Below are 14,862 nucleotides of genomic sequence, written 5' to 3' on the forward strand. Positions count from 1 at the left end.
TCCTAAAATTTGTATACACCTTAATCTGAGCTAGGCGTCGGAGTCTCAACCCGCCAAGATAAAGGAATAATAGTAGTGAATTCTATTTCTTAGAACTCAACTTTAGATATTATACGATACATCATCACCAAAATCAACCGATAGTAGGTATTTAGCTTTTTCTTTATCATTGTTCATTTGTTCAACTAAAGGATCGATACCATCGAATTTCACTTCTGGTCTCAAGTAATGATGCCAATATACTATGACACGCTCACCATATATATTGTCATTAAAATCAAAAATGTTAACTTCAATTACTACTTCAGCTTTTGATGGGTCATGGAAAGTAGGTTTCACACCAACATTAGCGACACCACGATAGATTTTATTTTCGGCACCAATTGCCATACTTACAGCGTAAACACCTTTTTTAGGTAATACATAGTCATCACTTGGTTGAACATTTGCGGTTGGGAATCCAATAGTACGACCTCGTTTTTCCCCTTGTACTACTGTCCCTTTAATTCTGTAAAGATAACCTAATTGCTCATTGGCTTTTTTTAAATTACCTTCTTTCAAAGCTTCCCTAATCGCTGTAGTAGAAATTTTTTCGGTTTCCATCTCTTGTTTACCAACAATGGTTGTGCTAAATTCATCCATTTCATTTAATACAGACATGTTACCTTTTCCGAATTTACCATATGTAAAATCAAATCCAGCAACTACTTCTTGCACATGATTATTAATAATATAATCTTGGACAAATTCTTCTGCGGTTACACTCGCAAAACGTGATGAAAAATTGATTACAATACAATAATCTACATCATGTTGTTCAATCATCTCAAGTTTATCTGAAAGTGGTGTTAAATAGTCCGTACGTTTACGTTCTGGATTTAACACGACAGAAGGGTGAGGATCAAATGTTGTAACTGCCTTTTTTAGATTTTTCGCTGCAGCACGCTCATCCAATGCTTCGAACACTTTATGATGACCACGATGCATGCCATCAAAAAAGCCAAATGCCATCGCAACGTCTTCTTTTATCAATTGATCTTCTTGAATTGGATGGGTTACTTCTATCACTTTCATAACTTTTGACTCCTTTAATTAAATACTTTTTTAGGTTTTATTTCATATTTTTTATCTGGATGTTGAACATAAATTGCCATTACTTTCTGAGTTTCAGAATCAACAAAAACTAATTGTTCGTCAATGATTTGATTAAAAAGTCTTTTATTAAACTTTTGTCCATTTAATATTCTTTTTTTCATATTCTCATCAGAAATGTTGATTTTTGGCAAACTTTTCAAACCATATTCTATAGGAAAAAGTTGCGATTGTAATGCGTCTTGCTCATGTAATTGAGAAATTTGCTCTAATGTGAGACTATTCTCAACATCAAAACCACCTGAATTCGTTCGTGTTAATAAAGACATGTGTGCCGGATAACCTAATTGTTTACCGATGTCCGTAGCAAGTGTACGAATATAAGTTCCTTTACCACATTTCACCTTAATATTAAAATGACATTTTTTATCTTCAAATTGGAGATCAGATGTACGCTCAATCAAATCAATTTTCACTTGACGCACTGGCCTTTCAACTGTTTCACCATTTCTTGCGTATTCATATAACTTTTTCCCATTGACTTTAACAGATGAATACATGGGTGGAATTTGTTCTATAAGACCTTCAAAAGTTTTCAAAACGTCATCTATGTCGGTTGTATTAATCTCATCTTCAAGAACCTCAACTTTATCTATAACTTCACCCGTCTGGTCTTCAGTAGTAGTACTTTCTCCTAATGTAATAGTAGCATGATAGGATTTACCCATGTCCATGACATAATCACTTACACGCGTTGCAGGACCAATACATATAGGCAATACACCTGACACTTCAGGATCTAAGGTTCCAGTATGACCAATCTTCTTAGTTTTTAAAATCTTTCTTAGTTTGAAGACGACATCATGACTCGTCAATCCACGTTCTTTATAAACGGGTAAAATACCGTTATACATTTTTTCACGTCCTTCATTTTAACTACCTCTATGTATCATAACTTATCTGACTGAATATGTGTTATGAAAATTAATTGTCATAACTTAAATTGACTTAGCAAATCACACTTTTCACATACCATCAATATGCCCTTGAAACTCAAAATGAGACGGGAGTGGAACATCATTCGATTTGAATTTATTGTCCCACCCCCGTATAAGCGACGATTATTTTGAATAGCTTAAAAATTAGTGTTTACTCTATTTCTCGTTCAATTTGTGTTTGTAATGGCAATAAAATAACTAAGTTTATTGCTATAACTTAGTTAATAGATAATTATCTATCTTGCTTATGCAAATCTTGAATCATTTTCTCAATTTTATTACCATACTCAATTGATTCATCATATTCAAAGAATAATTCTGGAATAATTCGTAGTCTCATTCTTGAACCTAATTCAGATTTAATGAATCCTTTTGCTTTATCTAAAGCTTTGAATGTATCATTAACCTCTTTTTCACTACCTAACACAGTAAGGTACACTTTAGCTTGTGATAAGTCGTTTGTTAATTCAACATCCGTAATTGTGATAAAGCCCACTCTAGGATCTTTAACTTTATTATTTACGATATCCATAATTTCTTTCTTCATTTGTTCGCCCACGCGTTCTGCTCTCATGTTACTCATGGATATTTCACCTCTTTAAAAAATTTGTCTTTTTATTATACCCTTATAACTATGCTCGTAAAGACATAGAAACTAAATTTATCATAAAAATTTATTCATTATTTCATTATATCTTATTGGCGCTAAAAACAAAATTTCTAATGTTCTTTATCAATTGAAATCGTTGAGTTTTTGCTTCCTTTAATATCTTTTAATCGTTTTTGACCATAAATTTTCTCAAATTTATCATAAAGTGGATTCTTCCAAGTGTGGCCTTCAAAATCTTTATATTCAGAAACAATAAACTTATATGTTTCAATATCTTTATCATCTTTTAAATTAAATATTTCTTTCTTACTATCTCCATGGCCGGTCAAATTAATTTCTTCATCTATGTAATTATTAATATAAGATTCACCACTAAGAGCCATAGCAAACTCAGGTTTAACCGGCAAGCCGTTTTTATCCCATGCTGCTACTGCTACAGTCACTTCTTTAATATCTTTATTACTCTCATTTACTATAATTGGATTTAATTGATCAAACGCGCGTACATATCCATCATTAGTGTCTTTATCAATAAATTTTACTGTCCCGACGTGCACATCTTGATTATTTAATTTTTTATCAAGTGATGTTGCATTATATGAAGTTAACATTCCACCTTCTTTTCCAGCTTTTACAGAACTACATCCTGATAATAGTATAACCCCACTCAAGCAACAGCCTATTGTTAAATTTGCAATTTTTTTCATAGTTTTCCCCTTTGAAATCTCAAAATTTTTATTTTTTATAATGAATATATAATATCAAAATTTTCATTTTGATTATTATATAACTTTTTCTTTTTTGTTTACTTTTTTATCTTAAAATATAAATAGATAAGAAAGTTTTAAAGTGATTTTTCTATTTTGAGATTTGAGAACTTAGATTTTGTCTATGCATAAAGAAGCATTTTGTAGAGACTGTTTTTCAGGAGCATTAACTTCATGAAAATAAGCACACTAGTACTTAAGTAATTAAATCTAAATGATAATGAAATGTCGTTGAACGCGAGCTCCAATATAAAAAATCTTGAAAAGAGATTTCACAAACTAAACAAATTGGGCAAGCGCGCCTATCATACGAGGTATTGTAAAATGAAAAAGCCAGTAAATGAATTTATAAAAACTCATTTACTGGCTATTTTGCTATTTTGATGAAATTATGTCACAGACTCAGTCCACTTCATAACTCATCGTTTTATCTTTCGATTTCAACCATCTCGAATGCTTCGATAATGTCGCCTTCTTTAATATCATTGAATTTTTCAATTGTGATACCACATTCATAACCTTGGGCTACTTCTTTAGCATCATCTTTGAAACGTTTCAATGTGTCTAATTCACCTTCGAATAACACAATACCGTCTCTAATAATACGTACACCTGCGTTACGAGTAATCTTACCTTCAGTAACATAACTACCTGCAATTGTACCAACTTTAGACACTTTGAATGTTTGACGTACTTCAGCTTGTCCAATGACTTGTTCTTCAAATTCAGGATCAAGTAAACCTTTCATAGCTGATTCAATTTCTTCAATAACGTTATAAATAACACGATGAAGTCTCATATCAACATTTTCAGCTTCTGCAGCACGTTTAGCACCTGCGTCAGGACGCACATTGAAACCAATGATAATACCATTTGACGCATTAGCTAATGTAACGTCTGATTCATTAATTGCACCAACTGCTGTATGAATAATGCGCACGTTAACGCCTTCAACATCAATCTTCATAAGAGAAGCTGCAAGTGCTTCAACTGAACCTTGAACGTCACCTTTGATAATAACATTAAGGTCTTTCATTTCACCTTGTTTCATTTGTTCGAATAAATTATCTAATGATACATTTTTGCTTTCTTGACGTTGTTGAATAACGCTAGCTTCATGGCGCGCTTCACCAATACGACGCGCTTGTTTCTCATCTTTGAAGACAACAAAGCGGTCTCCGGCTAACGGTACATCATTAATTCCTGTAATTTCAACAGGTGTAGAAGGACCAGCTGATTTAATTCTTTGTCCCAAATCATTAACCATTGCACGAATTCGTCCAAATGTATTACCTACTACGATAGAATCTCCAACGTTTAAAGTACCATTTTGAACTAATAATGAAGCGGCAGGACCACGAGATTTATCTAATTCTGCTTCAATTACTGTACCAATCGCTTGTTTATTAGGATTCGCTTTTAATTCTTGTACTTCAGCAACTAAACCAATCATTTCTAATAAATCATCAATACCGTCACCACTTAATGCTGAAAGTGGAACAAAGATTGTTTCACCGCCCCAATCTTCAGGAATTAAACCATATTCTGTTAATTCTTGCATTACACGATCAGGGTTTGCAGTTGGTTTATCAATTTTATTCACTGCTACAATTGTAGGAACATTAGCTTCTTTAGCATGGTTAATTGCCTCAATTGTTTGTGGCATTACACCATCATCGGCTGCAACAACTAGAATTGTGATGTCTGTTACTTGCGCACCACGCGCACGCATTGTAGTAAATGCAGCGTGTCCTGGCGTATCAAGGAATGTGATTTTTTTGCCTGCATTTTCAATTTGATAAGCACCGATATGTTGTGTGATACCACCTGCTTCTCCTGCTGTTACTTTAGTGTGGCGAATTGAATCAAGTAATGTTGTTTTACCATGGTCAACGTGTCCCATAATAGTAACTACCGCTGGACGTTCAATTGCATCAGGATCATCTTCTTCTTCATCAAAATAAATTGATAAATCTTCTTCGTTCACTACGACTTCTTTCTCTAGTTCAACACCATAATCGTCGGCAATTAATTCTAATGTTTCTTCATCTAACGCTTGGTTAATATTAGCAACAATACCTAATAAGAATAACTTTTTAATAATTCCTGATGATTCAATATTAAGTTTATCAGCTAATTCGCCAACTGTGATACCTTCTTCATATGTGATTTTAGAAGACATTTCTTTTGGTTCTGCTGCCGGCTTGTTATTTTTGTTACCTTTATTATTTTTGTTGTTCTTGTTATTCTTGTTGTTTTTATTATTTTTGTTATTGCCTTTGTTATTGTTATTTTTGTTGTTATGATTGCCTTTTTGATTCTCGTTACCTTTGTTGTTTTGTTTATTATTTTTATTATTGTTATTGTTTTGTTGTTTTTGGTGATTATTTTGAGTGTTTTGTTTCGTATCATTACCACTTTCTTGTGGTTTAAACTTTTTATCAAGCGATTTAATTTGATCGTCCTCTAACGCTTGCATATGGTTAGAAACTTCAACATTCATACTTTTTAACTCATCTATAATCTCTTTACTCTTAACATTTAATTCTTTCGCATATTCGTAAATTCTTTTTTTACTCATATAATCACTCCTTACAATATTCATCTATCATCGACGTAAGCTTAGACGCAAACCCAGAGTCTATCACTCCTATGTTTACACGTTCCGACTTACCTAAAGATTGTCCTAATTCTGCTCTTGTACTAAAAATCCTAAATGGGACATGATACGTTTCACATTTATTTTTTATATTTTTCAAGGTGTTTTCTGAGGCATCCGATGCCATGATAACAAGTTTAATATTATTTTTCTTAATCTCAGTAAGCAATACAGATTCGCCAGATTTCACTTTACGCGCTCTCATTGCTAAACCTAAAAAATTTAAAATTTGTTCTTTATTCATTTAGGAATCTCTTCTCTATAAATCAAACGTATAATTTCTTTATAAACAGGGTCTAGCTTTGCAGAATCTGCATTGAAATATCTTTCAAGTACGCCCTTTTCTTGAGCTGCTTCTACACTGTGTACATCTTTTGAAACATAAGCGCCTCTACCTTGTTGTTTGCCAGTACCATCAGCAAAAATGTCGCCTTCTTTGTTAATAACAACGCGAATCATATCTTTCTTGGGACGCATTTCATTTGTAATAATACATTTGCGCATTGGAATCTTTTTCTTCTTCACTTAATTACTCACCCCAATTATTTGCTTATACGTCTTTGTCTTCACTGTCTACTTCATCAATATTTTCAGAAGGTTGATCGATTTCTGCTGCTAATTCTGTAGTAGTTAAATTCGATTCTTCTAAATCAACATCATCAATTTCAATATCTTCATCATTAGAATCAGATAAAACAATATCATCTGCTAATGCTTCTGATTCAATCACAGGATAAATTCCCGCTTCGCGCGCATCAGTTTCAGATTTAATGTCAATTTTCCATCCAGTCAATTTCGCAGCTAATCGTGCATTTTGACCTCTTTTACCAATAGCTAATGATAATTGATAGTCAGGAACAACAACAACAGTAGATTGATTTTCTTCGTCAACGATAACTTCTAATACTTGTGAAGGACTTAAAGCATTACGTACAAATACTTTTGGATCTTCATTCCATTGAACAATATCAATTTTTTCTCCACCAAGTTCTTCAACTACAGCTTCAACACGTGCACCTTTAGCACCTACACATGCGCCTACAGCATCAATGTCTGGATTATCAGAATAAACACTAATCTTAGAACGATCACCGGCTTCACGAGCTACTGATTTTACAATCACTGTACCATCATAAATTTCAGGTACTTCTTGTTCAAATAAACGTTTTAATAAGCCAGGATGACTTCTAGAAACATAAATTTGTGGTCCTTTAGTTGTTTGTTCTACTTTGTTAACATAAACTTTGATGCGTTCATTAGGAATATATTTTTCATTCGGACTTCTTTCAGCTTCAGATAAAACCGCTTCAATTCTACCTAAATTTACATATACATAACGATGATCAACTCGGTCGATAACACCTGTTAAAATATCGTCTTCTTTGTCAATAAATTCAGTGTATAAAATTTCTCTTTCCGCATCACGTAATCGTTGCATTACAGCTTGTTTAGCTGCTTGTGCACCAACACGGCCAAAATCTTTTGGTGTAACATCTTCTTCGTAAATATCGCCAACTTCATAAGCTGGATTTTTAACGAGTGCAGTACTTAAATCTACTTCATCTCTATCATCAAATACTTCTTCGACAACATCTTTACGTGCAATAACTTTAAATGTACCTTCATCCATATTTAACTCTACACGTACGTTTCTAGCACTATCATAGTTCTTTTTATATGCAGTAATTAAAGCTGCTTCAATCGCATCAATTAATACTTCTCTTGGAATTTTCTTTTCTTTTTCTAAATATTCAGTTGCTAATAAAAGTTCATTACTTGCCACAATTATTCCTCCTCATCACGTTAAATCATAACAGCGTGACGTGCTTTTGCAATTTTATTTCTTGGTATTTCAATTTGTTTTGTTTTAGCTTTTTCTTTAACTTCCATCGTAATTACATCATCATTAACAGCTTTTAAAATACCGAGCCATTCTTTATCGCCTTCAATTGGCGCATATAATGATACAAACACTGGTTTTTCAATTGCATTTTGATAATCTTTTTCTTTTTTTATTGGACGTTCTGCACCTGGTGATGCAACGTCTAAGTAGTACATTTCTGGAATTGGATCATTTTCATCCATTACTTCGCTGATTTTTTCAGAGGCAAGTGTGCAATCATTTAAATCGACACCGCCGTCTTTATCAATTGAGATTCTTAAGAAATGATCTTTCCCCTCTTTAGTGTATTCAACTTCTACTAATTCAAAATTCAATTCGTCTAAAACAGGAGTTATGATTGTTTCTACTTCCTCAGTGATTTTACTCATACAGGCCTCCTTTTTCGGCAAATAGAAAAGAGCGGGTATATGCCCACTCTTTCTGCCTGAGTCTAATTTTTTACGCACAATAAGTATATCACACTTTAATTCCTTAAACAAATGTCTACTCACTGTGTCAATAGGAATAACGAAATGAAATCAAATGTTCACAACATAAGTTCGTTTACATATCAAAGATAGATAACTGTGCTTTGTCAGGTAGGTCAGGTAACGAACCTAAATCATCAAGGTACTCGATGATTTTTTGAGATAATCCAGCTTTCTTATTTAAATCTTCTTTAGATAAGAAAGGACCATCTTCTCGTGCTTCTACAATACGTTTAGCAACGTTCTCTCCAAGTCCAGGCACAGAAATAAATGGCGGGATTAACGTATCCCCTTCAATAATAAAGTCAAATGCCTGACTTTTCTCGAGACTAATCGGTTGCATACGGAACCCACGATGCGCCATTTCGTTCATGATTTCTAACACAGTAAGCACATCTTTCTCTTTTTTACCTAGGTCCATGTATCTTGAATACATATCTTTCACTGTATTCTTAATACTTTCTTTATCTTTAATCATCGTAATCAAATCAAAGTCTGAAGCACGAATTGTAAAGTATGCTGCATAATAATAAAGTGGATGATGCACTTTAAAGTATGCAATTCTCACTGCCATTAATACATATGCAGCCGCATGGGCTTTAGGGAACATGTATTTAATTTTCAAGCAAGAATCTAAATACCAGTCTGGTACATCATTCTCTTTCATAGCGTCTATCATTTCATCAGTTAACCCTTTACCTTTACGCACTGACTCCATCGTTTTGAAGGCCATAGAGGGTTCTAATCCTGCATACATTAAATAAACCATTATATCGTCACGACAGCCTATAACGCTTGATAAATCACAAATACCTGTTCGGATTAATTCTTGTGCATTACCTAACCATACATCGGTACCATGAGATAATCCTGAGATTTGAACTAATTCTGAAAACGTCGTTGGCTTAGTATCTTCCAGCATTTGTCGAACAAACCCTGTTCCGAATTCAGGCACACCAAATGTCCCTGTCTTACAAAGAATATCTTCTTCAGTTACACCCAATGATTCCGGACTACTAAAGATTTGCATCGTTTCTTTATCATCGACCGGAATGGTCTTTGGATCTATACCTGATAAATCTTGTAGCATACGAATCATTGTAGGGTCATCGTGTCCAAGTATATCTAGTTTCAACACATTATCGTGGATAGAATGGAAGTCGAAATGTGTCGTCATCCAAGAAGCACTTTGATCATCTGCTGGAAATTGGATTGGCGTAAAATCATAAATGTCCATATAATCTGGAACAACAATAATACCACCAGGGTGTTGGCCGGTTGTACGTTTGACACCTGTACATCCTTTAACAAGACGATCGATTTCAGCACCTCGTTTATGGATACCTTGATCATTTAAATAGCCTTTAACATAACCGAACGCTGTCTTTTCAGCAACAGTACCTATTGTTCCAGCACGGAATACCTTGTCTTCTCCGAACAGCACTTTAGTGTAGTTATGTGCGTTAGGTTGATATTCACCACTAAAGTTCAAGTCAATATCAGGCACTTTATCCCCTTTAAATCCTAAGAAAGTTTCGAACGGAATATCTTGTCCTTCTTTGATAAGATCGGCACCACAAGTACTACATTTTTTATCAGGTAAATCAAATCCTGAACCTACAGAACCATCATCAAAGAACTCACTTGTTTTACAATTAGGGCAAATGTAGTGAGGTGGAAGCGGATTAACTTCAGTAATTTCTGTCATCGTCGCCACAAAACTTGAGCCTACCGAACCACGTGAACCTACTAAATAGCCATCATCCAATGATTTTTTCACAAGACGTTGAGAGATTAAATAAATAACTGAGAATCCATTACCGATAATACTTGCAAGTTCTTTTTCAAGTCGATCAATTACAATTTGTGGTAAATCCTCACCATATAATTTTTTAGCATTTGTATAGCTTAATTCACGTATCTCTTCATTCGCACCATCCATGCGTGGTGTGAATAGCTGATCTTTAATCGGAATAACTTTATCTATTCGGTCTGCTAAGTCATTGGTGTTTTTAACTACAATTTCGTATGCTTTTTCTTCACCTAAGAAGTGGAACTCATCTAGCATCTCATCTGTCGTTCTAAAATGTGCTTCAGGTAATGTTGAGCGATTTAGAGGATTGCCGGGTTGTGAGGCAATCAATATTTTACGTGCAATGGCATCATGCTCATATAAATAATGTGCGTTACCTGTTGCTAAAACAGGAATACCAGTACTTTCTCCAGCTTTCAAAATACGGTCATAGATTTCGTATAGTGTTTCTGTATCTCTAATCAGCTCTCTATCAATCAGATCTTGATAAAGTTTTGGTGGTTGGACTTCAATAAAGTCATAATACTTAGCAATTTTTTCAACTTCCGACTGATCTCTTTGCATAACAGCCGTGAATAATTCACCTTCATCACATGCAGTTCCTACCAAGATACCTTCACGATATTCATTTAATAATGATCGTGGAATTCTTGGTGTACGATAATAATATTTAACTAAAGAAGCACTTACAATCTTAAATAAGTTTTTTAGACCTTCTTGTGTTTGAACAATTAATGTTACATGTGTTGGTCGTGCACGTTTATATGCATCTTCATTCGATAGTTTTTGGTTGATGTCTTTGTGGTTTGTTACGCCTAATTCTTTCATTTGTTGGACCATTTTAATGAAAATATATGCCGTAGCTTCAGTATCATAAATGGCTCTATGGTGCTGAGTTAGTTCTACACCATATTTTTTAGCTAAAAAGTTTAAACCGTGTTTACCATATTCAGTATTAATCGTACGTGATAATTCTAATGTATCAATGACACCATTCGTTGATGGGCCAAACCCAAGTCTTTCATATCCTGTGTCGATGAAGCCCATATCGAATGATGCATTATGCGCTACAAATATAGCGTCGTCAACCCACGTTTTAAATTCTGTTAGTACTTCATCAATTTCAGGCGCATCTGTTAACATATCATCAGTAATATGCGTTAAATTTATAATCGTTTCTGATAATTTCTCATGTGGATTACTGAAACGTTCAAATTTATCAATAATTTCTCCATCTTTTACTTTAACAGCAGCCAATTCTATAATTTGGTCATATTGGTTTGACAGTCCTGTCGTTTCAACGTCAAACACGACATATGTAGCTTCTTTAAGATCTCGGTCTGTAGGTTTATAAGCAATAGGTACTCCATCGTCTACAAGCATACCTTCCATACCATAAATCATTTTGATGCCGTTTTTTTCAGCTGCGCCATGCGCATCGGGAAATGCTTGCACGACATTATGGTCAGTAACTGCTATCGCTTTATGTCCCCATTTAGCAGCTTGATCAACATACGCACTTATATTAGGAATGCCATCCATTTGGCTCATTGATGTATGCAAATGAAATTCTACTCGTTTTTCTTCTGCTTTATCTTGCTTTGGCGCCTTTTTGATTTCTTCAATATCAGACATCATCATAACCAAATCTCTGACAAATGTGTCTTCTTCAATACGTCCTTGAGCACGAACCCATTTACCAACACTAAGTGCCTTAAAGTGATCTAAATCGTCTTTATTTTTTCGTGTAAACATTTTAAGCACTAAAGAGTCCGTATAGTCTGTCACTTTTAATTCAACAATGTGACGGCCACTCTTCAATTCTTTAAGGTTAATATCAAATATAACACCCTCAATTGCAACTTTGAATTCTTCTTCAACAATTGACTCAATAGGTTTAATATTTTCAATTTGTATTGGTTTACCAATTTGGCATTTTTCAACATTGCTTTCGTTATTATCTTGTTGTTTCGCTTTCTCAGCTTTCATTTTTTCGATTTTTTCGGTAGCTTCACGCGCACTCTTCTCATCTTCTTCTTGAATATGCGCTTCTAGTGAGGCTAAATCATCATAAGAACTTGAGTCATCTGTTTCAAATACGACTTTATCTATATCAAAACCACATTTACGAAATGCTTTTACTAAGCTACCATTACACACTTTATCAAAGTGATTTCTTTCGATGTCATTTGAGGTCATTACTTTGAGCACGTTACCTGACATAATTAAACGTTTCTGTTTAAGTTGACCTTTCACTTTAGGCGATAATGCAGTGTGTTCAATACAATGACCAAAATATTTAATGGCATGTTCATCTTGGTTACTTGTATCTTGAATTGTAAAATGCCAATCGACTTTGGCAATGTCTTTAAATTCTTCAGTAATTGCATTTGTAAAAATTAAATAATCTTCGTGTGATAGAAAATATGGCAATGTAATTTGAAATTCCCACGTTCTATTTTTATTTGACACATCCACTCGCGTTAATTCACCTTGTTCAATAATTGTTTGATCAAGTTGATTGGAAACTTTAATTTGGTCCGCAAGTACTTTAAATTTTTCTTGATTCGTCATTGCCATGACAGATAACCACCCTTATATTTAACTCTTTTCTCAATTTTGTTTTAACGTAAAGTGTTATGTTCTAACTACAAACTTGATATCTATTATACTACTTTGAGTGATGCATTTCATTTGCTGCGTTTAATTATTTTAATAAAAAAGAGGCTTAGACAACTATGAAATTGTCCTAACCTCATTTCGATAAGTGCATTGATTACTATATTAACTCAGCAATGACTAAGACACTTAAATCATACGTCAAAGCGTTCACCATATTATAATTGACTGTATAATGTGGCGATATAGTCATTTAAATCATTTATATGAACATCTTCACTCTCACCAGTTTGACGCACTTTGACTTCAACGATACCATCACTTGCATTTTTACCTACGACAATTCGTATAGGTAAACCAATTAAATCTGCATCGTTGAATTTAACGCCTGCACGATCTTTACGGTCATCATAAAGTACATCATATTGTTGTTGCAATGTTTCATACAATTGATTACCTAATTCAAGTTGTTCATCTTTTTTAGGATTTATTGTTATTAAGTGTAAATCAAACGGTGTTACTGATTTTGGCCAAATAATACCATTTTCATCATTATTTTGTTCGACAATAGCACTTAATGTTCTTGATACACCAATACCGTAACATCCCATGATTAATGGTTTAGCTTTACCTTGATTATCTAAGAATGTTGCGTTCATTGCTTCTGAGTATTTTGTTCCCAATTTGAATACTTGACCAACTTCAATACCTTCAGCAAATTTTGCTTCACCAGAGCCATCACTTAATGGTTCACCTTCTAAGATAAAGCGGAAATCACCATATTCATCAACATTAAAGTCGCGTCCAATATTGGCATTTACATAATGGTAGCCATTTTCATTTGCACCTACAACTAAATTATTTAAATCCTTAACAAAATTATCAGCGTAAATTTTAATTTCTTTATCATGAATTGGTCCTAATGATCCTGGACTTGCACTTAATAAATTAATAATTTCATCTTCAGTTGCCATCTCAACTTGATCTGTTCCGAAGTACGCTTTAACTTTGACATCATTTAACTCATGGTGACCTCTGATTAAGAACATGATAAATTCACCATCAATTTTGAATATCATCGTTTTCACAATTTCATCCAATGGACGATTTAAAAAGTCTGCTAATTCTTGAGCAGTTTTAACATTAGGTGTTTCAATCTTTTCAAGTGCTGCAACTTCAGTATGTTTTTCATTTGGATAATATGCAACTTCAGCTTTTTCAATGTTAGCTGCATAATCACTATGTTCACTATAAACAATCGTATCTTCACCAATTTCACTTAGCGCCATAAATTCATGTGTATGATTACCGCCAATTGCACCTGAATCTGCAACTACTGGACGTGCATTAATACCAACGCGTTTGAATATACGACCGTAAGCGTTGTACATATCTTGATACGTATCATCAAGTGATGCTTCATCAGCATGGAATGAATAAGCATCTTTCATAATAAACTCTCTACCACGTAATAACCCGAAACGTGGACGCTTTTCATCACGGAATTTAGACTGAATTTGGAATAAAGTTAATGGTAATTGTTTATATGACTTAAGTTCATCTCTCACGATAGAAGTGACTACTTCCTCATGCGTTGGTCCTAGTGCAAATTCACGACCATTACGGTCTTTTAATCGCATAAGTTCTGGACCATATGCACCCCAACGACCTGACTCTTCCCAAAGTTCTGCTTGTTGAAGCGCAGGCATTAAAATTTCAACAGCATCTATACGTTCCATTTCTTCACGAATAATTTTAGAAATATTATTTAAGACACGAGAAGCGAGTGGCAAATAGCTATAAATACCACTTGTGCTTTGTTTAATTAACCCTGCTTTTAATAATAATTGATGACTTAATGCTTCTGCTTCAGCAGGTACATCTCTCATTGTTGGAATGAAAACTTTTGATTGTTTCATCACTTACTCCTCCTT

11 protein-coding genes are annotated in these 14,862 nt (G+C 34.0%); all 11 read right to left on the bottom strand.

Annotation, left to right across the window (positions count from 1 at the left end):
- Positions 1 to 102 precede the first annotated feature (102 nt).
- The 11 genes from ribF to KA828_RS09650 all read right to left on the bottom strand — a co-directional run bounded on the left by ribF (position 103) and on the right by KA828_RS09650 (position 14,847).
- Complete coding sequence (ribF, locus tag KA828_RS09600; protein WP_193839411.1) at positions 103 to 1,074, bottom strand: riboflavin biosynthesis protein RibF; 972 nt, start codon at positions 1,072 to 1,074, stop codon at positions 103 to 105.
- Between the two features lie 14 nt (positions 1,075 to 1,088).
- Positions 1,089 to 2,006 (bottom strand): tRNA pseudouridine(55) synthase TruB, encoded by a 918-nt coding sequence (gene truB / locus KA828_RS09605; protein WP_075109168.1) that lies wholly within the window; start codon positions 2,004 to 2,006, stop codon positions 1,089 to 1,091.
- Positions 2,007 to 2,322: 316 nt separating this feature from the next.
- Positions 2,323 to 2,673, bottom strand: coding sequence for a 30S ribosome-binding factor RbfA (gene rbfA / locus KA828_RS09610; RefSeq protein WP_053029328.1), 351 nt, complete (start codon positions 2,671 to 2,673; stop codon positions 2,323 to 2,325).
- A 137-nt stretch (positions 2,674 to 2,810) separates the two neighbouring features.
- Positions 2,811 to 3,407 (bottom strand): DUF5780 domain-containing protein, encoded by a 597-nt coding sequence (locus tag KA828_RS09615; RefSeq protein ID WP_210126133.1) that lies wholly within the window; start codon positions 3,405 to 3,407, stop codon positions 2,811 to 2,813.
- A 487-nt stretch (positions 3,408 to 3,894) separates the two neighbouring features.
- A complete protein-coding gene (infB, locus tag KA828_RS09620; protein ID WP_210126134.1) occupies positions 3,895 to 6,048 on the bottom strand; it encodes a translation initiation factor IF-2 in 2,154 nt (717 codons plus the stop codon).
- A gap of 4 nt (positions 6,049 to 6,052) precedes the next feature.
- Positions 6,053 to 6,370: a YlxQ family RNA-binding protein gene (locus KA828_RS09625; protein ID WP_053029325.1), complete on the bottom strand. Its 318-nt coding sequence runs from the start codon at positions 6,368 to 6,370 to the stop codon at positions 6,053 to 6,055.
- Entirely contained in the window at positions 6,367 to 6,651 is a 285-nt protein-coding gene (gene rnpM, locus KA828_RS09630; RefSeq protein ID WP_075108562.1) for an RNase P modulator RnpM, read from the bottom strand. Before rnpM ends, KA828_RS09625 begins: the two co-directional genes overlap by 4 nt.
- 25 nt (positions 6,652 to 6,676) lie before the next feature.
- Positions 6,677 to 7,909 carry a transcription termination factor NusA gene (nusA, locus tag KA828_RS09635; RefSeq protein ID WP_210126135.1) on the bottom strand — a complete coding sequence of 411 codons (1,233 nt, stop codon included), beginning with the start codon at positions 7,907 to 7,909 and terminating at the stop codon, positions 6,677 to 6,679.
- A 20-nt stretch (positions 7,910 to 7,929) separates the two neighbouring features.
- Entirely contained in the window at positions 7,930 to 8,397 is a 468-nt protein-coding gene (rimP, locus tag KA828_RS09640) for a ribosome maturation factor RimP (protein WP_210126136.1), read from the bottom strand.
- Between the two features lie 175 nt (positions 8,398 to 8,572).
- Positions 8,573 to 12,889 carry a PolC-type DNA polymerase III gene (locus KA828_RS09645; protein WP_210126137.1) on the bottom strand — a complete coding sequence of 1,439 codons (4,317 nt, stop codon included), beginning with the start codon at positions 12,887 to 12,889 and terminating at the stop codon, positions 8,573 to 8,575.
- A 257-nt stretch (positions 12,890 to 13,146) separates the two neighbouring features.
- Positions 13,147 to 14,847 carry a proline--tRNA ligase gene (locus tag KA828_RS09650; protein ID WP_210126138.1) on the bottom strand — a complete coding sequence of 567 codons (1,701 nt, stop codon included), beginning with the start codon at positions 14,845 to 14,847 and terminating at the stop codon, positions 13,147 to 13,149.
- Positions 14,848 to 14,862 lie beyond the last annotated feature (15 nt).

Origin of the sequence: Staphylococcus sp. GDY8P85P (genome assembly GCF_017892405.1) — a bacterium.
Lineage (GTDB): Bacteria > Bacillota > Bacilli > Staphylococcales > Staphylococcaceae > Staphylococcus > Staphylococcus borealis.

Coding starts and splice junctions, on each gene's coding strand:
- rbfA (WP_053029328.1), bottom strand. CDS start 2,673: ATGAGTAACATGAGAGCAGAACGCGTGGGCGAACAAATGAAGAAAGAA.
- KA828_RS09650 (WP_210126138.1), bottom strand. CDS start 14,847: ATGAAACAATCAAAAGTTTTCATTCCAACAATGAGAGATGTACCTGCT.
- truB (WP_075109168.1), bottom strand. CDS start 2,006: ATGTATAACGGTATTTTACCCGTTTATAAAGAACGTGGATTGACGAGT.
- ribF (WP_193839411.1), bottom strand. CDS start 1,074: ATGAAAGTGATAGAAGTAACCCATCCAATTCAAGAAGATCAATTGATA.
- KA828_RS09615 (WP_210126133.1), bottom strand. CDS start 3,407: ATGAAAAAAATTGCAAATTTAACAATAGGCTGTTGCTTGAGTGGGGTT.
- KA828_RS09625 (WP_053029325.1), bottom strand. CDS start 6,370: ATGAATAAAGAACAAATTTTAAATTTTTTAGGTTTAGCAATGAGAGCG.
- infB (WP_210126134.1), bottom strand. CDS start 6,048: ATGAGTAAAAAAAGAATTTACGAATATGCGAAAGAATTAAATGTTAAG.
- rimP (WP_210126136.1), bottom strand. CDS start 8,397: ATGAGTAAAATCACTGAGGAAGTAGAAACAATCATAACTCCTGTTTTA.
- KA828_RS09645 (WP_210126137.1), bottom strand. CDS start 12,889: ATGGCAATGACGAATCAAGAAAAATTTAAAGTACTTGCGGACCAAATT.